This is a genomic window from Paenibacillus mobilis (assembly GCF_058267595.1).
On record NZ_JBZCMS010000004.1, the window covers coordinates 272,350 to 294,479 of the forward strand.

Here is a 22,130-nt window from a genome sequence, read left to right on the forward strand (position 1 = left end):
CAAATTCCGTTAAACTAGCATTTAATGGGATAGAAGGGGGGAGAGTATGCAGACTCGAAGCTCTGGGAATGCCAAAGGCATTGACGTTTCGCATCACAACGGAACGGTGGACTGGCAGAGGGTAGCGGCGTCCGGACAATCGTTTGTGTTCGTGAAAGCGAGCGAAGGCACGACCTTTAAGGACCCGATGTTTGAAGCCAACGTCCGCGGCGCCAGAAAAGCCGGTTTGCTGGTAGGCGCTTATCATTTTCTGAATGCGGCAAACACGGAGGCGGCCCGGGACGAAGCAGCCAATTTCGCTGCGGCCATGTCGGTTGTCGGCGGCGCAGCCAGCCTTGATCTTCCGCCGGTGCTTGATTATGAAACTAATCCCTCGGGAATCAGCCAAAACCAGCTGAATGCGGTGGCCAAAGCTTTCCTGGCGGAGATAGAACGAATAACGGCCCAAAAACCTGCGGTTTATACCGGTAACGATTTTGCCGGACATTTTTATTCGCAGTTCGGGACGTATCCGCTTTGGGTAGCCCGGTACAGCACGCAGCCCCCATGGGATGTGCCGGCCTGGTCCTCCTGGACCTTCTGGCAGTATAGCCAGACGGGAAAGGTTCCCGGGATATCGGGCGCGGTCGATTTAAACGTATACAGCGGGTCGCTGGCCGAGCTTAAAGCTTGGGCGGCGGGTCAAACGAACGGAGAGGGTGGGAAAGATATGGCTACGGTGGAGGAACTCCAGAAGATCATTCAGGCCCAGGAAGCCCGGATAGCGGCGATGGAGAAGAAGCTGAACATGTCCGGACAGGAACCGCTTCCGTCCTGGGCCGAACCTGCCGTGATCGCAGGCAAAGCCGTTGGCGCCATTTCGACTTCGGCGGATAAAAGTATTCCGGATCTGATCGCGCTTCAAATGCTGAAAAATTTGGGCCTGCTGGATCCGAATGTTCTCCGGGTAATCAAGGCGCTGGCGGCCAGCCAAACCTCAAGCTGATCTTACGATATCGGTGAGCAGCACGCAGCAGGACTAACATGCAGAAAAACCGCGGGATCCCAAACCTGATGCTCAGGCCTGGAATCTGGCGGTTTTTTGTTTGACCGAAGGGTAACTTCGAGAAGGACAAGCTTCGGCTTTTATTCGAAGAATCCGGCATCGGCTGATTTCCCCTGTGCGTTCGGATTTGCGGATTTAGCATGGGGAAGGCCTGCCGAATCCCGATGTTTAGAGAACGTTGCTTTAAGCAAAGGCGGGGTGACGAGTGTTGTGATCATAACAACAATAACGATAGCCGTAAAATAAGCTTCGCCAAGAAGGCCGGAGGACAGGCCCGTTGCGGCCAGTATCAGGGCTACCTCTCCCCGGGAGACCATTCCGGCGCCTATAGCTGACGAGGAACGAAGGGAAAAGCCCGTCAGCTTGGCTCCGAGTCCGCCGCCGATCCATTTGGTAAGGATCGCAACCGCGCTAAGGATCAGGATGATTCCGATTTGCCCCCAGACGCCGGCGAAGTTCACTTTTAAGCCGATGCTAATGAAAAACACAGGTACGAACAGCGCGTAAGCTACCGGTTCGATCCGGGACTCCACTTTAGATTTGGAAGGTGTTTGGGAAACGGCAATCCCGGCAATAAAAGCGCCGATAATCCCGGCTACGCCCATCACTTCCGCGAAATAGGAAAAAGCAAAACAGATGGCAAGTCCGGCGGAAATAGCGGTTTCGGTCACCCGAAGTTTGCCGAACAGCTTCATGGCCCAAGGAACAAGCAGCCATGCTGCGGCAATGGATACGGCAAAGAAAATCAGTTTTTTGCCCGCAATCCAAAGCAGGGGATCCCCGCCCTGGCCGGTGCCGAGAAAACTCAGCATAAAGGCGAGCAGGAGCACGACCACCACGTCATCGATAACGGCGGCGCCGAGAATCGCCGAACCTTCGCGCGATTTCAGCCGGTCCAACTCTTTGAGCGTCTGAACGGTGATGCTGACCGATGTCGCCGAGAGCAGGAGGCCCATAAACAGGGACTGGGACTGGCCGAGCCCAAAAGCCAGAGCGGCGGCATATCCGCCAAATAAAGGCATCAGGATGCCGCCCACCGCTATGGCTACTGAAGTTTTCCAGTTTTCCCTAAGCTGCTTCAGATCCGTTTCAAGACCGGCGATAAACATCAGCAGCAGAACTCCGATTTCGGAGAAAATATGCAGCCATTCAGCTTCGTGAACCCACCCTAAAACAGCCGGCCCCACCAGAATGCCGGAAATCAGCTTGCCGAGCACCGAAGGCTGGCCAAGTCTGGCCGCCGCATCCCCCGCCAGCTTCGTAACGATCAGGATCAGTCCCAAAGTCCAAACAAATTCCATGACAAAACCCCTTCCTGCAGCAAACAAAAGGGAGCCGTTAACGCAGGTCCGGGCATAGATTTGGCCTGAAAAAGGGCAAAAAGGAGCCTGCGTTGGCAGGCTCCTCCAGTCGTTGCTATTCATATTTAATCTCATTATACCAGAAATTCGGGTACAAATGAACCCCATGCAGCCGTCCATTCTTTGGGGACTGGATATCCGTGTATACCCGGTGTCCGGCGGAGGCATATACTGCCTCTGAAATTGAATCAAGGAGGCATTCTAATGAATAATGTTGGAGATTGCGGCTGCGGAGATAACGTTACCCCTGTAGCCCCTGTAGCCGGCGTTGGTTTCACTTCTACCGGCGTTATCCTGGTTCTGTTCATTTTGCTCGTGATCATCGCCAGAACGTTCTTGCTGTAAGAATCGTAAGGCTTGCGCCGATTGCGCCTTAAGGTCGAGTTCGATAGTTTAAAAAAAGATTCCCGCAAACCCTCTTCGTGTAAAACGGAGAGGGTTTGCGGGGCTTCCTCCGTTCTTTCTCCGCTTTCTTTACATTTGCGATTCACTTTCATACAATAAGACAAGAATATACGCAGTCTGAGCCATTGCGCGTTTTTTAGCCATAAGACAGCAGGAGACATGTTACGGGAGGTTTGCAGGGATGGGTTTGGAACAGCTTACTCCGGAAGAACAAGCTGAGGTTGCCCGCATCCGCAAAAGAGTCATCGAAACGATCGGCAGCAATATGGATTTATACGGCATTACTCAATCGACAGGCCATTTATACGGACTGATGTTTTTCGCCGACAAGCCGATGACGCTGGATGAAATGGGCCAGGAAATGAAAATGAGCAAAACGAGCATGAGCACCGGAGTCCGTAAACTGCTCGACTTGAAAATGGTGAACAAGGTGTGGGAGAAAGGTTCCCGCAAGGATTTATATGAAGTGGAGTATGACTGGCATCAGACCTTCGCCGATTTTTTTGCGACGGAGTGGAGAAGAGCGGTGGAGAGCAACCGGAACGCCCTGCGCCGTTCCATGACTGAAATTAACCGTCTGCTGGATCAATCCTCAGCGGAAGCTGAAGGCGCTTTTCATAAAACGCTGCTAATGGACAAGGAAAAGATGGAGAATGCCATGGCCTATTATGCCTGGCTGGACCGCCTGATCGATACGATGGAGAACGGGGACATATTTGATTTTATTCCGAAGGAATCCCGTGAAGGTTAGAGATCATGAATCAGACGTCTTGCAGAAGGCTTTATGTCTTCCTGGGGCGTCTTTTTATTATCAAAAATAACGCCAAAACCGCCTGCGGCAGTGAGCCGTCAGGCGGTTTTGGCGTTTATGTCCGCTTCTTCCAATCAACCGAAACGTCCGGAGATGTACTCCTGGGTCATCGGATCGGACGGATTGGTGAAGATTTTTTCCGTTTGATCGTATTCGATAAGTTTCCCCATATAGAAGTAAGCGGTATGGCCGGAAATCCGGGCCGCCTGCTGCATGTTATGGGTTACGATCACGATGCACAGCTGTTCCTTGAGCTGCAGAATCGTTTCTTCGATTTTGGATGTGGAGACAGGATCAAGCGCCGAGGCCGGTTCGTCCAGCAGCAGAATCTTCGGCTGCACGGACAAAGCGCGGGCGATGCAGAGACGCTGCTGCTGGCCGCCGGACAGAGATAAAGCGGAAGTATGAAGGCGGTCCTTCACTTCGTCCCACAAGGCGGCTTTACGCAGGCTGTCCTCTACGATATCGTCGAGCTGCGCTTTGTTTTTGATGCCATGGTAGCGCGGTCCAAAAGCGATGTTGGCATAGATGGATTTATAAAACGGGTTTGGACGCTGCCAGACCATGCCGATGTTTTGGCGCAGCACCGTCACGTCCGTTTCCGGAGCGTTGATATTTTTGCCGTCGATCCAGATGCTGCCGGTCATGCGTGAGCCGGGGATTTCGTCGTTCATCCGGTTCAAGGCTCTAAGAAACGTGGATTTGCCGCAGCCGGACGGGCCGATCAAAGCGGTAACCGAATTTTCCGAGAAGGACAAATCGACGCCTTTTACGGCTTCATTTTGACCGTAATAGATTTTAAGATCTTCGGTGCGAAGAATATCCGTCATTTCATCGATCCCCAATTCTTATTTAATGGAAGTGAATTTTCTGTACAGCAGTCTGCCTATCCAACGGGCGAGCAGGTTAAAGAGCAGGACCATGATCACAAGCACGGCGGATGCGCCTGCGGCGATTTCCGGAGCGTCGGGCGAAAGCCCTTCGCTGTTGACCTTCCAGATGTGAACGGACAACGTTTCGGCCGGCCGCAGCGGGTTGATCGGCGAATGCAGGCTTGTCGGATTCCAGTCCGTGAAATCCAGCTTCGGCGTCGTCAAACCGGCCGTGAACAGCAGCGCGGCGGCTTCCCCGAAAATCCGTCCGGCCGCAAGAATCGTACCGGTAATAATGGCCGGCAAGGCCACCGGGAACAGGATGGAGGTAATGATTTTCCAGTGGGACAAGCCCATGGCAAGACCGGCTTCCTTTTGCTCGTCCGGGACGTTGCGGAAAGCCTGTTCGGTTACGCGGACCATCAAAGGCATATTAAAAATCGTCAGCACGAGTGCACCCGATAACACGGAAAAACCGAAATGAAAGGTGTTTACGAGCACCAGCAACCCAAACAAACCTACAACGATCGATGGGAAGGAAGACAACACTTCGACAACGAGACGTATAGAGGCGGTAATCCGGCCTTCTTTGGCATATTCGGCCATGTAGATGCCGGCTCCGATTCCCAGCGGAATCGTGATGATCAGCGTCAGAACGAGCAAATAAATCGAGTTGAACAGCTCGGGGCCGATGCCGCCGCCCGCTTTAATTGTCTCCGGTTCGGAGGTCAGGAAATGCCAGTCGATATGGCTGATTCCCTTAATCAAAATATAACCGAGCATCCCGACGAGGATGGCAATGATCAGTACGGAAAGAAATACGATAACGCCGGTGGCAATCCGGTCTTTTACTTTGGCGCTCAAATTTTTGTCCTCCTTTCAAGCAGACGAACAACCAGAACAAATACAAAGGTCATCAGCAGCAGAATAAGCGCCATACTCCAGAGCGTATTATTCTGGACGGTGCCCATAACCGTGTTGCTCATGTTCAGCGTGATCACGCTTGTTAACGTGGAGGCGGACTCAAACAGCGATGTCGGAATATGCGGCGCATTCCCGATAACCATCTGCACGGCCAAAGCTTCGCCGAACGCACGGGCCATCCCCAGAACAACCCCCGTCAGAACGGAAGGAAGTACGGTAGGAATAACGACGCCCGAAATCGTCTGCCAGCGGGTTGCGCCAAGACCGTAAGAAGCTTCCTTAAGGTTTCGGGGCAGGGAGCTAAGAGCATCCGTAGCGATACTTGTGATCGTCGGCAGGATCATGATCGACAAAACGATCGAACCTGCAGCCACGCCGATCCCTTGGCCGGGGAATACATCGCGCAGGAAAGGCACGAGTACGCTGAGACCGATAAAGCCGTAAACGACGGAAGGAATGCCGGCTAGGAGTTCGACTACGGGCTGGAGAATTTTTTTCCCCCAGTTAGGTGTGATTTCAGTCATGAAGAGCGCGGCGCAGACGCTCAGTGGGCTTGCGATGACTGCTGCCAGCAGCGAGGTCACGAAAGAGCCGAAAATAAAGGGCAGCGCGCCGTATTTATTGGAATCAGGCTGCCAGGTCTGTCCGAACAGGAATTCGGACAAACTTACGCCGTTAACTGCAAAAGTGGTGACACCTTTACTTGCTACAAAATAAACTATGGATACAATGATAATAATGAGAAGTGCAACACAGAAGGTCGTATAGATTCGCCCGATCCATTCTTCGGCCCGGTGTTTTCGGAACAGAAGAGGGGTCTCTTGTTTTGCTTTCATGAATGGCCTTCTTTCCTGGATTATTAATAATGGGAGCTTACCTGGTTATAAACGTGAAAATAGAGGTCGAAGGCAAACGCCTTCGGCCTCCTGTCAGAACAAGCGCCTTACTTCTTATTTGTTGGTAATTTTGCCGTCTTTATCGCGAACAATTTTCATATCGGATACTGGAATGTAGCCCAGTTCTACTACGTCGCCTTTTTGAACTTCATCGGAAACCATGTAGTCCAGGAAAGCTTGAGTAGCGGCATCCGGGTCACCTTTAGTGTACATGTGCTCGTAAGCCCATACCGGATATTTACCAGTAGCAACATTGTCCGTTGTTGGATCTACGCCATTGTATTGAACGGCTTGAACGGTGTCATCGATGTAAGAGAAGGCAAGGTAGCCGATGGCTCCTGGAGTTTCATTAATCAGCTTCTTAACTGTACCGGATGCGTCTTCTTGGATCGAACCTTTCAGGTCTTCCGTTTTTTGACCCAAAGCGTATTTCTCGAAAGTAGCGCGCGTACCGGAGCTGCTTGGACGGTTAACGATTACGATGCCTTGATCTTTACCGCCAACGTCTTTCCAGTTCGTAACTTTGCCGGTGAAAATGTCAATCAGTTGTTGTTGAGTCAGGTTTGTTACGCCAACTTCTTTATTTACTACTGCCGCCATTGCGACTACAGCAACTTGATGGTCTTTAAGTTCTGCAGCTTTAGCAGCATCGTCGATTTTTTCTTCAGCGAATACGTCAGAGTTACCGATTTGCACTTGACCCTCAGAAACTTGAGTCAGGCCGGTACCACTACCGCCGCCTTGCACCTGGATGGAAACACCGCTGTTCGTTTCGGAGAACTTTTTAGCAACTTGGTCAACCAAAGGCTGCAGTGCTGTAGAACCGGAAGCGATAATGGAACCGCTAAGCGAAGAATCAGCAGAAGCAGGAGCGTTGGAAGCTGTGTTAGCCGAGCCGGAAGCGTTGTTGGAAGCATTGCTGCCGGAAGAGCTGTTCGTGTTGTTGCCGCAAGCCGCCAGAGAAACACTGAACGCGAGAGTTAGCGCAAGTACCGCGGATTTACCAAATTTCATGACTAAGGATTCCCCCATACATTTATATTTGTTTTCTCGATGATTTAGTTTGTCCTCATCGACATAATTAATTATAAAAACCGTTCATTTGACAGAGGTCAGCTTAATGTAAAATTAATAATAAAAATCTCAATATAATATCTATATAGAAATAGAAAAACTGTATAATAAATTTATAGGCAGGAACGAAGGGCAGGAACGGACATTGAATTTATTGAAGCTTAAAATCCTTGTATTAATTGAAAAACATAAAAAAGTGACGGATGTGGCCAATGAGATGCAGCTTAAGCAGCCGACCGTCAGTTTTCATATGAAAAGCCTTGAGGAAGAAATGGGCGTAGCCTTATATCAGACACGGGGCGGACGAGTTTGGCTTAGCGATGCCGGAAAGGCGCTTTATCCTTACGCACAGAAAATGACGGCTTTATTTCAGGAAGCGGAGCGAACGATGGAGAATTTCAAAAAGTCCGGAACCGGACAGCTCCGCGTAGGGGCGGAAGACATTTATTCCCTTGCTTTGCTCAAGGCCGTCAGGGAGCTTGAGCTGCTTTACCCTGAACTTCAGGCCGAGGTGCGTCTGGCGCCGGAAAAAGAACTGGTTTCGCTGTTTGCGGAAGGAGAGCTGGACGCCGTTATTGTGGAACAGAAGGCAGCGGGCAAAGCGGCCGGTTCCTTTGAAAGCTTGTTTGAGGATGAGCTTGTCGTCATCTGCGGCAAACAGCATAAATGGGCGGGCAATAACGCTTTAACGGTTGATGAAATCAAACTGGAGAAGTTTGTGGTTTATGATCAGTCAGCCTATTTAAGCAGCGCCGTTATGGGCTGGGCGGGCAAACAAAAGATCGGACTCCTCAGCGCGACCGTTGTTTCAACTTTTGCTGCCGCGGTGCAGGCCGTTCAATTGGGGATGGGGGCCGCCTTTGCCACGCGGAAAGCGGTTCAGGGGCTTGGCCCAGGGGCCGAAGGCAAAGAAATAGCAGTGCTCCCGCTGCCGGGCGCACTGCCTGAGAAAGCTTTTACATTAGGTCTGCTGGAGCAGGGCGGCGATGCTTCTTCCCCATACATTCAGGTTTTGTCGGACAAACTGAAAAGTGCAGCCGGGGAACTAAAGCTTTAGTAGAAATAAAGCTGCTTAGTTGAAAAATTAGGCGACGAAACCGCATCTAGCCTCTATTCGGAATAAACGCCGACGGTGCTGAGCATAACTTTGCCGGGACCATCGCCCAGATAAAAGGTAATTGAAGCGAGTTTCCCCGGCTGGAAAGCGGGATTTTGTTCAGCAAATCTGCTGAAATCGATCCGGTAGGTCTGGAATATGGCCTCTGTCGCTTCTTTATATTTGCCGTCTTCGATTTTATCTTCAAGCCAGGCATTTACCGTAAATTTGCTGACAGGCAGCGGTTGAACGGCCATAAAATCCGATAAGGGAAGGCGGGCTTTGGCGCCGTCCTTGTCTGCTAATTCTACAGATATATCGGGCGAAGTGGCAGCTGCCGCCGTTTGATCCCCGTCAAGCTGGTAATTCAGGTTGGCCAGGGAAAAGGACAAGCCTTTGGCACGGCCTAAAGCTTCGCTCAGCGGATTGCCGGTGACGGTACCGCCGCTGCCTAAACGCAGCGTATAAGAAGGCTCCTCCGAACCTTCAGGAACCGCTCCGGAAGAGGCCTCCGACGGCCATTCGAGGATGGCCCCGCGTTCGGTTTTCGCGTTGTTGTCCCGGTCTTTTGCCGGTTCCTCAGATACCTTTACCTGATGGGCTTCGGCTGTGCCGCCTGCACCGATCGTATGGATGTTGCGGTCTTCGCCATACCCGGCCAGCAGGGTCAAATGCCCATCCACAAACCGATTGTAATAAGCGGTATCCGGCAGCCACGGCAGTCCGGCGCGGTAATCCTTAAAAAGCGCTTTGTATTCCGTTTGGGCATGCAGCGTTGCTTCCATAAAAGCGGATATATAAACCTTAGCGATCTGCCTCTGGCTGTCTTCATCCATGATCCGGCTCCGGCTCAGCAAAATGCCGTTCGGAAAGCTGGCGTCATAATGCCCCCAGCTCGTATTAAACTGGCTGTGGTTGGCGCCGTCGACGTACAAGGTGGCCTTGAAGGCATTGCTGTTTGGATCAAAGGAAACCCGGCTGTACTGCCGGTCCCCGTAAAAATCGCTGACATCGCCGTCCTGGGCCCCCTGCAGCGAAAAATAGTTCACATTGCTCAGCTGCGCCGCGTTATTGTCGACCTGCTTGTCGGTCGGGGCGATTGCGGCTACGCTCACAATGTGAAACTTATCAATATTTTCAAGCGAATCCCCAGGCTGGAACCAGCGCAGCGGGTCCGCGGCCATCGCCACGGCCTGCCCCCCGCGGGAATGCCCCACCAGGCCGATCCGGTCGAAATCCACTTTATTGTAAAAAGGAGAGCTGCTGTCGGCCGCAAATTGGTCGATTTGCTGAAGATGCTTCAGCAGCAGCCAGGCCCGGGCTTTCATGTCATTGTCCGGAATGCCGGTCCAGGCCGAATAATTCAGAAAATTTTCATCCACGGATACGGCAATAAACCCGCGGCTGGCCAGCAGCTCGCCCAGATAACCGTACCCTTCGTCCGAATAATCCTCCATTAGATGATTGCCGTGCACAAGCAGGACCAGCGGGAAAGGCCCGCTGCCTTCCGGCATCCAGACCCGCCCGTTCAGAGGCAGGGCTTTGGGGTCAAACCCCCAGAAAGAGGTCCGGGCTTTGGACCATTTCGAAATGATTTTCGAGCCGTCTACGGAAACGGAACGCAGCTCGGCGCCTTGGGCGAATTCGTCCCGGTGCAGGTCGCTTCCGCTGCCATAGGTGAAATAGCGGTAAGCCGCCGGCCCGGCCAGCCCCGGATTGCCGGCGTCGATGGCGGCCGAGGCTTCAGCCGTCGCGGCCGCTTCCGGCGGAGCCGGCCTGCTGCCGCTCGTATGCAGCGGCAGATAAAACAGCGCGGCGCATGCGGCCGCCGGCAGCAGGGCCATGGCCAGCCTGCGCCGGGCCTTCTGGCGCGGCTTGGCCAGGCAGCCGGCCGTGAAGCCGGCCAGCGTGCCGGCGCACGCGGCAAACAAAGCCACCGCCGTCGACACGTCCCATCTTACGCCTGAATAGCGGAAGATGGTCAGCACGGCTCCGGCGGTGAACAGCCATGCCCCGAGAAACAGCCGGGGCACGGACAGGCCAATGAGCGCCAGCAGCGCGGCCAGCACATTGGCGACCAGGGCCATGGCGATCGTTCCGCCGGCCGTAAACAGGAGCACGTCAACCGCCGTACCGTACCCGGTTGGCAGTCCTAGGGCCGTTAAAGTAAACGCCGCGAGCACCACGGCCCAAAGCCCGAACAGGGAGACCTGCCAGAAAAGCGTATCGTAACGGTAGGTAGCGGCCAGCCGGGCTTTGATCCGGCGTCTGAACGGAGGTTTGGAAAGAGAAAGAGGTAAAGCTTGATATAATCTTTCAAGTTGAGTGTCCATGAATGCTCCCCAAATGATGATGAAATAATAAAAACAAATGAAGATGAACGATGAAATCATCTGACGGTTATCTTTTATTGTAACATGAAAAACAGCCTCCACCGGATAGGAAATCATGGTGAAGGCTGTTAAGTCTGGAAGGCATAAATGCCTGAAGTGCCGTATGATTTTTGAGTTTAACAATACATCAGCGGGGCACCAGATTAAAGATTTCCCCGTTTTCCATCACGTCGATCAGGCGGTCAAGCCAGCGATAATAGGCTTTGGCTTCAAGCAGCTTGCTTTTATCCTGTTCCAGAACGGCTTTGAAGGCTTCGCTGTCCGACTGCTGGATCAGCTTGTCGGTTTCCCTGACCGCTTTCTGAAGCGCGGAGAGATTGCTTTCCACGGCTTTTTTCCAGCGGATCGCAAAGTAGTCCAGAAACGTTTGATGCCAGTCGTACTCCACCTCATAAAAATCCTTTCTGGATCCTTTTTCCCATATCTTATGCACCATTCGCAGGTCCAGCATCGTCCGTACCGCCGTGCTCATGCTCGTTTTGCTCATTTTCATTTCACTGCCCATCTCGTCCAGGGTCATCGGCTTGCCCGCAAAAAATAAAAGCCCGTACAAATGGCCGGCGGAATGGGTCAGTCCGTATAAGTCCATATTGCTGCCTATATGTTCAATGACACGTTTTCTTATCGTTAAAATAACCTCTTGCTGTTCCTCCGTTAAGTGGTCTAGGACCATCACTTTTCCTCCTATCTTGTGCCGAAAACCTTTGAGCAGTGAGGGGTTCAAGCTGAATATCGTTCATTGTAAATAAGCGTTCTCCGGAAGTAAAGGAGCAAACTAGAAAGCATTAAGGAGGAAATGGGAGGATAACCTAGATATACTTTGTACAGTTTTTTCTGTACGTACTATACGTACGGATTTTTAGGTTGATGTTTTAGGCGGCTTGTGGTTACAATGGGTACATTCCGTTGGACCGAAGACGCATTTTGGGGCAAAAGTATGAATGGCGAGTTCAAATGGGCGAGTTCAAATGTTTGAATTCCGAATTCCGCAGATGTCCGGCTTCCATGAGGTAGACGATAGAGCGGACTGATGAAACGGATCCTTTAAGGGTTTGACCATAAAAGGGGTGTTTACATGGCTATATTGGAATTGAAAGAAGTCAGCAAGCTGTTCGGGCCTCACGCCGAGCAGGGAATGAAGCTGCTGAGAGAGGGCTGGAGCAAGGAAAAGCTGGCTAAAGAGAAACATATAACGGTCGGCGTTAACCAGGTCAGCTTTGACATCAAGCAAGGCGAGATCTTTGTCATCATGGGATTGTCCGGCAGCGGAAAATCTACGATGGTCCGCATGCTGAACCGGCTGATCGAGCCTACTAGCGGACAAATTCTGGTTCACGGCAAGGATTTGCTGAAGATGAACCGCGAGCAGCTCCGGGAAGTCCGGCGCAAGACCATAAGCATGGTGTTCCAGAAATTTGCGCTGTTTCCGCACCGGACGGTGCAGGAGAACGTGGAATATGGACTTGAGGTGCAGAAGGTCAATAAGAAGGAACGCGCGGAGAAAGCTGCGAATGCGCTTGAACTCGTAGGCCTTAAGGGCTGGGAAGACAAAATGCCCGACGAGCTGAGCGGCGGCATGCAGCAAAGGGTCGGACTGGCCCGCGCGCTTGCCAACGATCCGGAGGTGCTGCTGATGGACGAAGCGTTTAGCGCGCTGGATCCGCTGATCCGCCGGGACATGCAGGACGAACTGCTTGATCTGCAGGAAAAAATGAAAAAGACCATCGTGTTTATCACGCATGATCTGGATGAAGCGCTGCGGATCGGCGACCGGATCGCTTTGATGCGCGACGGTGCGGTTGTCCAGATCGGCACGCCGGAAGAAATCATGATCCATCCGGCCAACCGGTACGTGGAACGGTTCGTCGAGGACGTCGATTTGTCGAAGGTGCTTACGGCCTCTCATGTCATGCGCCGACCGGAGACGATTACGCTGGACCGCGGTCCGCGCGTTGCGCTTGAGCTGATGCGGGAGAGAGGCGTATCCAACCTCTTTATCATTGACCGCTCGAAAAAGCTCCTCGGCGTAATCACTGCCGAAGATGCCTCGGCCGCGTTCAAAAACAAACGGACGCTCGAAGATATTCTGATCCGGGAGACGCCTACCGTTGCCCCAGACCGGGTTTTGAACGAACTATTTGAAATGACGAGCACGTCCAAGCTGCCGCTTGCCGTCGTTGACGATCAAAACCGCCTGCTCGGCGTGATCGTCCGGGGCGCACTGCTCGGCGCGCTTGCTGGAGAACTGGAACTGGAAGGGAGGGATGAACATGCTGCCGAAACTGCCGCTCTCTGATTGGATTCAGGAACTGGTAGACTGGATGTCGGCCCATCTCGGACCGTTGTTTGACGGCATTTCCGCCGTCATTGAAGGTATCGTAAACTTTTTCGCCGATATTTTCCTTCTGCCGCATCCGCTGCTGTTCATCGTGATATTGGGACTTATTGCTTATTATGCGGGGAAACTGCCTTTGGCGCTGTTCTCCATGATCGGTTTTCTGCTGGTGTATGATCTGGGCTACTGGGATCAGACGATGAATTCCCTGGCTTTGGTCATCACTTCAGGACTGATTTCCATTATGGTTGGTATACCGATCGGGATCTGGTGTGCTTATAAAAAATCCGTCTCCAGCGTAATTATTCCGCTGCTGGATTTCATGCAGACCATGCCGGCTTTTGTTTATTTGCTTCCGGCGGTTACGTTCTTCAGCCTGGGCGTCGTCCCCGGCGTCATCGCCTCCGTCATTTTTGCCATTCCGCCGACCATCCGGCTAACCCGGCTCGGGATCATGCAGGTTTCGGGCGAATTGGTCGAAGCAGCCGACGCTTTTGGCTCCACGCCGATGCAGAAGCTGTTTAAGGTGCAGCTGCCTCTGTCGCTGCCGACCTTGATGGCCGGCGTTAACCAGACGATTATGTTGTCTTTGTCCATGGTGGTTATCGCTTCGATGATCGGGGCGCAGGGCATAGGCGCTGAGGTTTACCGCGCAGTGACCCAGCTTCAGATCGGGAAAGGATTTGAAGCGGGTATTGTCGTCGTGGTGCTTGCTATCGTGCTTGACCGGCTGAGTCAAAACCTGATTAAACCGAGAACCAAACGTAAAAGACGTACGGCTTAAGCGGCGTGAAGCGTCAAAGCCGGACGGCTGAAACGGGAATCAAACAAATCAAACGGAAAGAGAGTGATAAGAAAGATGAAACTTAAGAAGCTGAAGTTTAGAAGTGCAGGTTTGCTGGCAGTGTCGGTTGTTTTGGCTGTAGGACTGGCAGCCTGCAACCCGGATCGTAACGGCGCTTCCGTTACGGATCCCGGAACAGCAGGAGGAAATTCGGGCAGCGCGGCGAACGTCGGCGATCAGGTGAAACATCAAATTATCGGGATCGATCCGGGCGCGGGAATCATGAAAGCTACCGCACAAGCGATTACTGACTACGGCTTGGACGGCTGGCAGCTGGTCGAAGGCTCCGGTGCGGCGATGACGGCCGCACTCGACAAAGCGATTAAAAACAAGGAGCCGATCATCATTACGGGCTGGACGCCGCACTGGATGTTCTCCAAATATGATTTGAAATATCTCGATGATCCGAAAAAAGTATACGGGGAAGCCGAAGAAATTCATACGATCGCCCGTAAAGGACTCAAAGAAGACGAGCCGACGGCTTATGAATTCCTGGACCGCTTTCAGTGGACCGATAAGCAAATGGGTGAAATCATGACGGCCATCCAGGAAGGACAAGAGCCGGAAGCTGCTGCCAAAGCTTGGGCGGACGCTAATGGAGATGCCATTGCTCCTTGGATCGAAGGGCTTACTCCCGTAGACGGCAAACCGCTCAAGCTGGCTTATGTGGCTTGGGATTCCGAGATTGCCAGCACGAACCTGTTGAAATATGTGCTTGAAAGCAAACTGGGCTACAAAGTAACCGCGCTGCAGGTTGAAGCAGGACCTATGTGGACAGGTGTAGCTAACGGCGATGCTGATGCTTCGGTTGCTGCGTGGCTGCCTTTGACGCACGCCGACTATTGGAACCAGTTCAAGGATAAGCTTGAAGACCTTGGCGCCAACATGACCGGCGTGAAGACGGGGCTGGTTGTGCCGGCTTACATGGACATCAACTCCATCGAAGATTTGAAGGATAAATAAGGAAATCAAGCCAGCGGCTGCTTGGATAACGCAAGTTGGAAAATAGCCTGCAGGATCGCCAAAATTCCGGTTGTGGCCGGGACGGCGGTCCTGTTTTTTTTCATTTTCTTCCTATATAATAGAAGGGCCGATGAATGCGCAGAATAACTAGGCCAAGCGAGGCCCGTCCGACGGACGAGCTTGACCGGTTATTTATGCTGTCATAGGCTGTGCAGCCGGGTATCCGAAGTCGCGATTCCGGCCATTCTTATTTTACAAGCCAAAGGAGATTTTACTGATGAGTGTACATATTGCAGCCAAAGCCGGGGACATCGCCGAAACGATTTTGCTGCCGGGTGATCCGCTTCGCGCCAAATTTATCGCCGAGACCTATCTGAGCGATGTGACCTGCTACAATGAAGTCCGCGGCATGCTTGGGTTTACGGGGACCTATGAAGGGAAAAGAGTGTCCGTTCAGGGAACGGGCATGGGGACCCCGTCCATTGCCATTTACGTTAACGAGCTGATCCGCGATTATGGCGTAAAAAATCTCATCCGCGTCGGCACGTGCGGCGGGATGCAGGAGCATGTTCATGTGCGCGACGTCATTTTGGCCCAGGCGGCCTGTACAGATTCCAGCATGAACCGTCATGTGTTCGGCGGGTATGATTTTGCGCCGATTGCAAGCTTTGAGCTGCTTAAATCCGCTTACGAACGCGGCGTGGAGAAAGGGCTCAACATGCACGTCGGCAATATTTTCAGCTCGGACATGTTCTACCGCGACGACACTTCCGTTACCCAGCTGCTGATGAAATACGGCGTGCTTGGCGTGGAAATGGAAACAACGGCGCTTTATACGCTGGCTGCCAAATACGGCGTAAACGCCTTGACCATTTTGACGGTCAGCGACCACCTGCTGACAGGGGAAGAAACGACTTCCGAAGAACGCCAGACCACGTTTAAAGAAATGATGGAAGTGGCGCTGGATACGGCTATTCATTTGTAGGATTTAAGGAAAGCGGGGATTTGCCCATGAGAATGGTAGATTTGATCGAGAAGAAACGGGACGGCGGCGAGCTGCTGACCGAAGAAATTACTTATATTATTGAAGGTTATACCCGCGGGGAAATACCGGACTATCAGGTCAGCGCTTTGGCGATGGCGATCTTTTTCCAGGATATGAACGAACGCGAACGCGCCGACTTGACGATGGCCATGGTGCATTCCGGGGATGTCATCGACCTTTCCGCCATTGAAGGCGTGAAGGTGGACAAACATTCCACCGGCGGCGTGGGCGATACGACCACGTTGGTGCTGGCTCCGCTTGTAGCAGCGCTGGATATCCCGGTAGCGAAAATGTCCGGCCGAGGGCTGGGCCATACCGGGGGAACGATCGACAAGCTGGAATCCATTCCGGGCTTTCATACGGAAATCAGTACGGAAGAGTTCGCAGACCTCGTCAACCGGTTTAAAATTGCCGTTGTCGGCCAGTCGGGCAATCTGACGCCCGCGGACAAAAAGCTGTACGCGCTGCGCGACGTCACCGCAACCGTCAACTCCATCCCGCTGATCGCAAGTTCCATCATGAGCAAAAAGATCGCCGCAGGCTCCGACGCCATCGTGCTCGACGTGAAAACGGGCTCCGGCGCTTTTATGAAAACGGCGGAGGATGCCGCCGAGCTGGCGCAGGCCATGGTGCGGATCGGCAACAACGTCGGCCGCAAAACGATGGCGGTGATCTCCGACATGAGCCAACCCTTGGGCCGGGCGATCGGCAACGCGCTTGAAGTGCAGGAAGCGATCGATGCCTTAAAAGGACAAGGTCCCGAGGATCTTGAGGAGCTGTGCCTGGCTTTGGGACGTCAAATGGTTTATTTGGCGGGGAAAGCCGCTTCGCTGGAAGAAGCGGAGGAGAAGCTGCGCGAAGCGATCCGCAGCGGTGCCGCGCTGGAGAAGTTCAAGCAGTTTATCGCCAATCAGGGCGGCGATCCGTCGGTGGTGGATCACCCGGAGAAGCTGCCGCAGGCGGCTTACAAAATCGAAGTGCCGGCCAAGGAAGACGGCGTTGTAGCGGAGATTATCGCCGACGGGATCGGCACGGCCGCCATGTGGCTGGGCGCGGGCCGCGCGACGAAGGAATCCGAGATCGACCTGGCAGTCGGCCTTATGCTGAACAAGAAGATCGGGGATGCGGTCAAAGCCGGTGAATCTTTGGTTACCATTCACGCAAATACGGAAGATGTAGAGGCGGTTAAAGCCAAGATTTACGAATGTATCCGTTTGGCGGATCACGCCGATGCGCCGGTGCTGGTGCATGGCATCGTAACGGAATAATCGGCGGGCAGGTTAAAACAAAATGATGCCGGCGCAGGCGGAAATCAGGACGATTTTTAACGGATGAACTTTGTATTTGATCACCGCAAGGAAGGAAGCGGCACCGATCAGCAAAGTCGCCAGGGTGGTCCAGTTGAACACGTTTTTCCCCGGATCGGGGAACCCGAAATGGATCGCCGCGTACACGATCAGGCCCGTAATAACCGGACGCAAACCATAGAATGAGGATTTAACCCAAGGGTTCGAGTGGAGCTTAAAGAAAAAAGCCGCGATCAGAATCACGATAAGCAGGGAAGGCAAAATAATGCCGGCCGTGGCGACAATGGCGCCGGGCAGACCCGCAATATGATAACCGATCAGAGTGGCGCTGTTGGTGGCAATCGAACCGGGCGACATGCCTGAAAGAGCTACGGTCCGCTGAAACTCCTCGTTAGACAGCCAGCCGTAGTGGCGGGTTTCGTATTGAATCATGGTTATGACGGCGTAGCCGCCTCCAAAGGACATAAATCCGATTTTTAAAAAGGAAAAAAACAGCTGCCAGAATAACACAGGCTCCACTCCTAGATGTAATATTCAATGACACCTTGGTCGGATTTCCCGTCCGGGGTGTCTTTTTCTGTTCTGACCTTCAGCCCGAGCCACTTCTTGACGCGGATAATCATAATGCCAAGCATGAGCCCGATCATGATCATAAAAATAGGGTTCCAGCCAGTCACCAGCAGCAGCGCAAGCGAACCGGCAGCTACAACAAGCGTAGTCCGGTCAAAAAGCGCATTTTTGCCCATTTTGTAAGCGGCGACCGCAATCAGGCCGATAACGGCGCCGTTGATGCCTTTAAAGGCGGCCTGAATTTTCGGCAAATCTTGAAGCCGGGAATAGAAAAAACTGAGTGCATAAATCATCAGGAAGGTGGGCAGGGTGATGCCGAATACGGAGGCAATCGCACCGGGAATTTTACCCAGCCGGTAACCTATAAAAGCCGAAGCGTTGACGCCGACGCCTCCCGGAGCGGAGCCCGCAATCGACAGCAAATCGCTCATCTCCTGTTCGTCCATCCAATTCTTTTTTACGACAACTTCACGTTCAATAACGGCCATCATGGCATATCCTCCTCCAAAGGTAGAGGGACCGATCTTAAAAAAGACCCAGAATAATTGCCAAAGCAGGGCCAGCTTTTGTTTTCTCTTTTTGGTCATGGAAACTTCTCTCCAGCTGTGGATTTCTTGCATTCATTATAGCATCTTTTTTTCATTATGAATTTAACTTTTGGGAATTAGGCTTGAAACAGGTTTGAAACACGGGGTTGTATGGGGTTTTGGATGATTTCATACGGTAAATGGGATCGGTTTTATGGTAATTATTTATTTGGGTTTTAAGTTTATATTATTTTGGTAAAAAGTTGGGAGCTAGCCAATTGCAGGGTCAACCCTTTATAATGGGAATAATCCGACAAGATTAATGCGAATAATGGAGCGGTTTGATGAATAAAACAAGCTTATTTGTTCCCACAACCAAAAAAGCGGTATATAACAGGATCGCCCGGCAAAACGATATCTCGAAAGCGGAACTGCTGGAAACGTTTAAGCTTACCGGCAGCAGTTTGACCCGGATGCTTGAAGAGTTTGTGGAAGACGGCTGGATTATCGAAGCCGGGTTTGGGCAATCCACCGGCGGAAGGAAACCGATTCTTTACCGGATTAATCCCCTGCGCCGAGTCATTTTTGGACTGGAGATTTCACGTCTGTCCTCGTCGCTGGGTCTGTATGATTTAAACCTGAACCCGCTCGCGTATCACAAATGGCCGATGGACGAAACGATGACGCCGGAGCGGCTGGTCGAGGAGGTCGGCAAACAGGCTGGTGCCATGCTGAAGGAAAACGGGCTGGACGCAGGCCGGGTAGAAGGAATAGGGATCGGGGCAGTTGGCCCGCTCGACAGGAAGGCCGGGATGATCCTGAATCCGGAATATTTTCCGGCTGAAGGGTGGGAAAACGTGCCCATCTGCCAATGGATCGAGGCGAAGACCGGCATACAAGCGATTCTGGAAAATGGTGCGAATGCGGCCTTAATCGGTGAGCATTGGGCTTTGCGGGACGATAAAGTCCAGCATATGCTTTATGTGCATGCCGGAACGGGCCTTCGTTCGGCGATGATGTCGAACGGGCGGCTGGTTCACGGAGCGGTAGACATGGAAGGTTCGATCGGCCAGATGATTATTCAGACGGACGGCCCGCGCCTCCACGACACGGGGAACTACGGGGCGCTGGAAGCTTATGCATCGGTACAGGCTTTGGAGAAGCAGGTCCGGGCCCAGCGGAAATTGGGGGCAGGCCGTTTGGCAGAGCTTGGCTTGCCGGAGGAAGGGCTGCGGCAGCCGGATAAAATCCATTTTGATCTGCTGGTCCAGGCACTTCAGGAAGGCCAGCCGTTTATCCGGGATCTTTTTGAGCAATCGGCAGCTTATTTGGGGGTAGGGCTTGCTAATTTAATTAATATTCTTCACCCGGAAATCGTGATTCTCGGGGGGGCGCTGATCAGTGCCTATTCCAGCTATTATGATAAGGCTATTGCCGTCGCCCGGGACAAAATCTATGATTATCCACAATATCAGCCCCAATTCTCAAAAGGGATCTTACAGGAAAATGCAGTATCGACTGGGGCAGCCATTCTGGTGTTTGACCAGATTCGGATCTGAGTTCAAAAGAAAATAAAGCCGGCTCTCCTGGAGCCGGCTTTTTATATGGCGAAGAGAGGGATAAACAAGGGTCCGTTTCCTTGGACACTTAAGTTCGGGGTTCCAGCCATACATAATAGGTTATGGTTTTGTTGAAATAAACCTCGTTGGCACAAACTTTATGATGGGGAATTCTGGCTTCCTGCTGGCGGACCAGTTGAAAAACAAGCGCATAAGCCAGCTTAGGATCAGTAGTCATATATCCGTCATACTCATGACCGATTTTATTGTAGGCATCGCTGCTCACCCATTCGTGTGCTTCGCGCAAGGTTTCGAAAGACTCCGTTTCTTCAAACCATCTGAGATGCTTGGGATAAGGGTCTGCCCGCTGCCCCGTGCCTTTTGTGTGAAAATCAGCAGGGTAACTGTACCTTGGTTTTTCATCCATACTGTACATCTCTTTCCTTGGGGATTTTTGTTCAAAGTACACGTCTCTTATAGGGTTCAACTAGGGCGATTTAAATTTATTGCTGCATAACCACCCCAAGCCGCTCATACAATTGATTGCGCTGCTGAACCGCCCAAGGCTGATCGGGCTGGGATTCCAGCATGCCAAGCAGCAGATCGTGAAAGTCCTGAATCATAAATCCTTCGGGCAGGCGAGGCTGCTTCAGCAGCGCCGGAAAATCATAATCCGGGAGGGCGATAACGCTATCCGCCGCTTGCTCCATCCAGTCCAGCCAATCCTCCAGCTGCAGCAGATCCACCCTCCATAAATCCAGCTGTAAACCGAGGCAGTCCTGAAGGGTTTCATAGCTGGATTCGTCCTGAAATCTCCGGCACAGCTTCACCGCCAGCGTATAAAGTTGGTTAGCAGCAGCAAGCTGAGGGCCGCCGTTTGGCCTGAATTCCAACCTGGACAGGAAATCTTCAGCTGCAATCGAAGAGCCCTCGTCATATAACAGAAGACCGTTAGCTAAAGTCTCCAGCATATTTTCCACCTGTTTATCTGTAAACAGCCCTGCGAACAGGGCCCGATTCAAACGTTTGTTATCCATATGTATGCCTCCATGATTAAAAAGAAATCAGACCCGCAAAAGCTGCGGGGCCTAATCGCCGGTATTCTGTCCGGCTTTCCTCTCAATTTTACGATATTTTCGATTCCAAGTGTTGAAATCTATTGAATGAGCCGGCATGAGGTGAGGGGATGCCTTTCCGAATGGCAGCGGCAGCCGATAGGCCGGTTTGTATGTATCTCTCCTTCCTTAAGCGCAGAAAGGAAGGAGAGCGTTCCCCCTCCTGTCAGATAAAAAACGGAAGCAAAAACAAAGAGCCGATTCCGCCAAAAGGAATCCGTCTGGGGATGAAGCGGCGTCTTGGGAAAAATCCCGGGTAGAACCCGAATTGTCTGTAAGTGGATTCATTTGCCGGCATCCCGTTCATGCTGTTAACCATCTCGTTTGTAGGAATGGCCAGCGTGACGTAATCCTGATCGACATGGGCAATAAACCCGTCATGCGTTTGCCCGTCCGTGGTCGTAATTCCGACGTACTTATTCATGCAGCTCCAGCATACTTGTTGGTAATTGGTTTCCATAAGTATCCTCCTCGAATGGTTGGTCTCGACAATAGTCTATGGACCAGAACCCAGTTCGTTCACGGCGAATACCCAGTATGGGTGATTGTTTGGATTGCTTTTTTTTGGCATTAAGGCCAAAGGCCTTACAAGCACGCAGGAAATTCGAAGCAGGCTGCGGCAGCTACTGGCCCTTAATTCCTGTTTTTGGCGAAAAGGGTTTGGGCAGCGATTTACCGGGGTAATAACAACCAATTCCATTTTAAACCATCTGCAAAGGGAGGAAAAGCAAAGTGAATTTAAGTGTTCATGCTTCTATGCCTTATAATCACCAATTCTTTAAGTCCCCGAGTACCATCGTCTCCAAAAAAGAGGAACCCCGCGAGAAAAACGCCAATTTTGCGGAGATTTTAAACGAAAAGCTGAAGCAGACCGAACGACGTTAACTTGTATTTGTACAAAACGAGTGTTACATTTTTTATTTGCTGAAAAAGCCGCCTCCGGTACAATAAAGCCGTTGGACGGCTTTTTGCGTTGCTTGAAAACAAG

Annotated in this window: 23 protein-coding genes; 11 read left to right on the forward strand and 12 right to left on the reverse strand. The window is 52.1% G+C overall.

The window, feature by feature from the left end; genetic code table 11:
* Positions 1-46: 46 nt before the first annotated feature.
* On the forward strand, positions 47-985 hold the full coding sequence (locus AC3ZPD_RS09855) for a glycoside hydrolase family 25 protein (RefSeq protein WP_490984116.1): 939 nt from the start codon (positions 47-49) through the stop codon (positions 983-985).
* Between the two features lie 140 nt (positions 986-1,125).
* Here AC3ZPD_RS09855 and AC3ZPD_RS09860 read toward each other — a convergent pair whose 3' ends face one another.
* Complete coding sequence (locus tag AC3ZPD_RS09860) at positions 1,126-2,346, reverse strand: cation:proton antiporter (RefSeq protein ID WP_490984117.1); 1,221 nt, start codon at positions 2,344-2,346, stop codon at positions 1,126-1,128.
* A gap of 264 nt (positions 2,347-2,610) precedes the next feature.
* Between AC3ZPD_RS09860 and AC3ZPD_RS09865 the strand changes: the two genes are divergently transcribed.
* Together AC3ZPD_RS09865 and AC3ZPD_RS09870 are read left to right on the forward strand one after the other, a co-directional pair.
* Positions 2,611-2,751: a YjcZ family sporulation protein gene (locus tag AC3ZPD_RS09865; RefSeq protein WP_490984118.1), complete on the forward strand. Its 141-nt coding sequence runs from the start codon at positions 2,611-2,613 to the stop codon at positions 2,749-2,751.
* Positions 2,752-2,992: 241 nt separating this feature from the next.
* Complete coding sequence (locus AC3ZPD_RS09870) at positions 2,993-3,562, forward strand: GbsR/MarR family transcriptional regulator (protein ID WP_490984119.1); 570 nt, start codon at positions 2,993-2,995, stop codon at positions 3,560-3,562.
* Positions 3,563-3,696: 134 nt separating this feature from the next.
* Here AC3ZPD_RS09870 and pstB read toward each other — a convergent pair whose 3' ends face one another.
* The 4 genes from pstB to AC3ZPD_RS09890 form a co-directional block, all read right to left on the reverse strand.
* On the reverse strand, positions 3,697-4,452 hold the full coding sequence (gene pstB, locus AC3ZPD_RS09875) for a phosphate ABC transporter ATP-binding protein PstB (RefSeq protein WP_490984120.1): 756 nt from the start codon (positions 4,450-4,452) through the stop codon (positions 3,697-3,699).
* Between the two features lie 18 nt (positions 4,453-4,470).
* A complete protein-coding gene (gene pstA, locus AC3ZPD_RS09880) occupies positions 4,471-5,358 on the reverse strand; it encodes a phosphate ABC transporter permease PstA (RefSeq protein WP_490984121.1) in 888 nt (295 codons plus the stop codon).
* Positions 5,355-6,254 (reverse strand): phosphate ABC transporter permease subunit PstC, encoded by a 900-nt coding sequence (pstC, locus tag AC3ZPD_RS09885; protein WP_490984122.1) that lies wholly within the window; start codon positions 6,252-6,254, stop codon positions 5,355-5,357. Before pstC ends, pstA begins: the two co-directional genes overlap by 4 nt.
* Before the next feature lie 114 nt (positions 6,255-6,368).
* Entirely contained in the window at positions 6,369-7,328 is a 960-nt protein-coding gene (locus tag AC3ZPD_RS09890; RefSeq protein WP_490984123.1) for a phosphate ABC transporter substrate-binding protein PstS family protein, read from the reverse strand.
* Positions 7,329-7,533: 205 nt separating this feature from the next.
* Here AC3ZPD_RS09890 and AC3ZPD_RS09895 point away from each other — a divergent pair, with 205 nt between their 5' ends.
* Positions 7,534-8,445 (forward strand): LysR family transcriptional regulator, encoded by a 912-nt coding sequence (locus AC3ZPD_RS09895; RefSeq protein WP_490984124.1) that lies wholly within the window; start codon positions 7,534-7,536, stop codon positions 8,443-8,445.
* A 53-nt stretch (positions 8,446-8,498) separates the two neighbouring features.
* Here the strand turns inward: AC3ZPD_RS09895 and AC3ZPD_RS09900 are convergent, their stop codons facing one another.
* Both AC3ZPD_RS09900 and AC3ZPD_RS09905 read right to left on the reverse strand, forming a co-directional pair.
* Entirely contained in the window at positions 8,499-10,817 is a 2,319-nt protein-coding gene (locus AC3ZPD_RS09900; RefSeq protein ID WP_490984125.1) for an alpha/beta hydrolase family protein, read from the reverse strand.
* A 187-nt stretch (positions 10,818-11,004) separates the two neighbouring features.
* The gene (locus AC3ZPD_RS09905; RefSeq protein ID WP_490984126.1) at positions 11,005-11,550 is read right to left on the reverse strand and encodes a GbsR/MarR family transcriptional regulator; all 546 of its coding nucleotides are present in this window, start codon (positions 11,548-11,550) and stop codon (positions 11,005-11,007) included.
* Between the two features lie 402 nt (positions 11,551-11,952).
* On the opposite strand from AC3ZPD_RS09905, the gene AC3ZPD_RS09910 reads away from it, so the two are divergent.
* The 5 genes from AC3ZPD_RS09910 (at position 11,953) to AC3ZPD_RS09930 (ending at position 17,332) form a co-directional block, all read left to right on the forward strand.
* Positions 11,953-13,173: a quaternary amine ABC transporter ATP-binding protein gene (locus AC3ZPD_RS09910; protein ID WP_490984127.1), complete on the forward strand. Its 1,221-nt coding sequence runs from the start codon at positions 11,953-11,955 to the stop codon at positions 13,171-13,173.
* Positions 13,148-13,996, forward strand: coding sequence for an ABC transporter permease (locus tag AC3ZPD_RS09915; RefSeq protein WP_490984128.1), 849 nt, complete (start codon positions 13,148-13,150; stop codon positions 13,994-13,996). The genes AC3ZPD_RS09910 and AC3ZPD_RS09915 overlap by 26 nt, the downstream gene beginning before the upstream one ends.
* A gap of 75 nt (positions 13,997-14,071) precedes the next feature.
* The gene (locus AC3ZPD_RS09920; protein ID WP_490984129.1) at positions 14,072-15,019 is read left to right on the forward strand and encodes a glycine betaine ABC transporter substrate-binding protein; all 948 of its coding nucleotides are present in this window, start codon (positions 14,072-14,074) and stop codon (positions 15,017-15,019) included.
* 277 nt (positions 15,020-15,296) lie between these two features.
* The gene (deoD, locus tag AC3ZPD_RS09925) at positions 15,297-16,004 is read left to right on the forward strand and encodes a purine-nucleoside phosphorylase (RefSeq protein ID WP_490984130.1); all 708 of its coding nucleotides are present in this window, start codon (positions 15,297-15,299) and stop codon (positions 16,002-16,004) included.
* 26 nt (positions 16,005-16,030) lie between these two features.
* The gene (locus tag AC3ZPD_RS09930; protein WP_490984131.1) at positions 16,031-17,332 is read left to right on the forward strand and encodes a pyrimidine-nucleoside phosphorylase; all 1,302 of its coding nucleotides are present in this window, start codon (positions 16,031-16,033) and stop codon (positions 17,330-17,332) included.
* Positions 17,333-17,344: 12 nt separating this feature from the next.
* Here the strand turns inward: AC3ZPD_RS09930 and AC3ZPD_RS09935 are convergent, their stop codons facing one another.
* Both AC3ZPD_RS09935 and AC3ZPD_RS09940 read right to left on the reverse strand, forming a co-directional pair.
* Positions 17,345-17,881 carry a chromate transporter gene (locus AC3ZPD_RS09935; protein WP_490984132.1) on the reverse strand — a complete coding sequence of 179 codons (537 nt, stop codon included), beginning with the start codon at positions 17,879-17,881 and terminating at the stop codon, positions 17,345-17,347.
* 11 nt (positions 17,882-17,892) lie between these two features.
* Positions 17,893-18,528 carry a chromate transporter gene (locus AC3ZPD_RS09940; protein WP_490984133.1) on the reverse strand — a complete coding sequence of 212 codons (636 nt, stop codon included), beginning with the start codon at positions 18,526-18,528 and terminating at the stop codon, positions 17,893-17,895.
* Between the two features lie 284 nt (positions 18,529-18,812).
* Here AC3ZPD_RS09940 and AC3ZPD_RS09945 point away from each other — a divergent pair, with 284 nt between their 5' ends.
* Positions 18,813-20,027 (forward strand): ROK family protein, encoded by a 1,215-nt coding sequence (locus AC3ZPD_RS09945; RefSeq protein ID WP_490984134.1) that lies wholly within the window; start codon positions 18,813-18,815, stop codon positions 20,025-20,027.
* 88 nt (positions 20,028-20,115) lie between these two features.
* On the opposite strand, the gene AC3ZPD_RS09950 is transcribed toward AC3ZPD_RS09945, so the two are convergent.
* The 3 genes from AC3ZPD_RS09950 to AC3ZPD_RS09960 form a co-directional block, all read right to left on the reverse strand.
* On the reverse strand, positions 20,116-20,454 hold the full coding sequence (locus tag AC3ZPD_RS09950; protein WP_490984135.1) for a hypothetical protein: 339 nt from the start codon (positions 20,452-20,454) through the stop codon (positions 20,116-20,118).
* A 76-nt stretch (positions 20,455-20,530) separates the two neighbouring features.
* Positions 20,531-21,064 carry a hypothetical protein gene (locus tag AC3ZPD_RS09955; protein WP_490984136.1) on the reverse strand — a complete coding sequence of 178 codons (534 nt, stop codon included), beginning with the start codon at positions 21,062-21,064 and terminating at the stop codon, positions 20,531-20,533.
* A 244-nt stretch (positions 21,065-21,308) separates the two neighbouring features.
* Positions 21,309-21,602 carry a phosphatidylinositol kinase gene (locus tag AC3ZPD_RS09960; RefSeq protein WP_490984137.1) on the reverse strand — a complete coding sequence of 98 codons (294 nt, stop codon included), beginning with the start codon at positions 21,600-21,602 and terminating at the stop codon, positions 21,309-21,311.
* Between the two features lie 272 nt (positions 21,603-21,874).
* On the opposite strand from AC3ZPD_RS09960, the gene AC3ZPD_RS09965 reads away from it, so the two are divergent.
* Positions 21,875-22,027, forward strand: a complete 153-nt coding sequence (locus tag AC3ZPD_RS09965; protein ID WP_490984138.1) for a hypothetical protein — start codon at positions 21,875-21,877, stop codon at positions 22,025-22,027.
* The last annotated feature ends 103 nt before the right edge of the window (positions 22,028-22,130 follow it).

What these genes read in the sequence shown, in the direction of transcription:
- AC3ZPD_RS09855 (WP_490984116.1), top strand. Translation starts at nt 47, where the DNA reads ATGCAGACTCGAAGCTCTGGGAATGCCAAAGGCATTGACGTTTCGCAT.
- AC3ZPD_RS09860 (WP_490984117.1), bottom strand. Translation starts at nt 2,346, where the DNA reads ATGGAATTTGTTTGGACTTTGGGACTGATCCTGATCGTTACGAAGCTG.
- AC3ZPD_RS09865 (WP_490984118.1), top strand. Translation starts at nt 2,611, where the DNA reads ATGAATAATGTTGGAGATTGCGGCTGCGGAGATAACGTTACCCCTGTA.
- AC3ZPD_RS09870 (WP_490984119.1), top strand. Translation starts at nt 2,993, where the DNA reads ATGGGTTTGGAACAGCTTACTCCGGAAGAACAAGCTGAGGTTGCCCGC.
- pstB (WP_490984120.1), bottom strand. Translation starts at nt 4,452, where the DNA reads ATGACGGATATTCTTCGCACCGAAGATCTTAAAATCTATTACGGTCAA.
- pstC (WP_490984122.1), bottom strand. Translation starts at nt 6,254, where the DNA reads ATGAAAGCAAAACAAGAGACCCCTCTTCTGTTCCGAAAACACCGGGCC.
- AC3ZPD_RS09890 (WP_490984123.1), bottom strand. Translation starts at nt 7,328, where the DNA reads ATGAAATTTGGTAAATCCGCGGTACTTGCGCTAACTCTCGCGTTCAGT.
- AC3ZPD_RS09900 (WP_490984125.1), bottom strand. Translation starts at nt 10,817, where the DNA reads ATGGACACTCAACTTGAAAGATTATATCAAGCTTTACCTCTTTCTCTT.
- AC3ZPD_RS09905 (WP_490984126.1), bottom strand. Translation starts at nt 11,550, where the DNA reads ATGGTCCTAGACCACTTAACGGAGGAACAGCAAGAGGTTATTTTAACG.
- AC3ZPD_RS09910 (WP_490984127.1), top strand. Translation starts at nt 11,953, where the DNA reads ATGGCTATATTGGAATTGAAAGAAGTCAGCAAGCTGTTCGGGCCTCAC.
- AC3ZPD_RS09915 (WP_490984128.1), top strand. Translation starts at nt 13,148, where the DNA reads ATGCTGCCGAAACTGCCGCTCTCTGATTGGATTCAGGAACTGGTAGAC.
- AC3ZPD_RS09920 (WP_490984129.1), top strand. Translation starts at nt 14,072, where the DNA reads ATGAAACTTAAGAAGCTGAAGTTTAGAAGTGCAGGTTTGCTGGCAGTG.
- deoD (WP_490984130.1), top strand. Translation starts at nt 15,297, where the DNA reads ATGAGTGTACATATTGCAGCCAAAGCCGGGGACATCGCCGAAACGATT.
- AC3ZPD_RS09930 (WP_490984131.1), top strand. Translation starts at nt 16,031, where the DNA reads ATGAGAATGGTAGATTTGATCGAGAAGAAACGGGACGGCGGCGAGCTG.
- AC3ZPD_RS09940 (WP_490984133.1), bottom strand. Translation starts at nt 18,528, where the DNA reads ATGACCAAAAAGAGAAAACAAAAGCTGGCCCTGCTTTGGCAATTATTC.
- AC3ZPD_RS09945 (WP_490984134.1), top strand. Translation starts at nt 18,813, where the DNA reads ATGAATAAAACAAGCTTATTTGTTCCCACAACCAAAAAAGCGGTATAT.
- AC3ZPD_RS09950 (WP_490984135.1), bottom strand. Translation starts at nt 20,454, where the DNA reads ATGGATGAAAAACCAAGGTACAGTTACCCTGCTGATTTTCACACAAAA.
- AC3ZPD_RS09955 (WP_490984136.1), bottom strand. Translation starts at nt 21,064, where the DNA reads ATGGATAACAAACGTTTGAATCGGGCCCTGTTCGCAGGGCTGTTTACA.
- AC3ZPD_RS09960 (WP_490984137.1), bottom strand. Translation starts at nt 21,602, where the DNA reads ATGGAAACCAATTACCAACAAGTATGCTGGAGCTGCATGAATAAGTAC.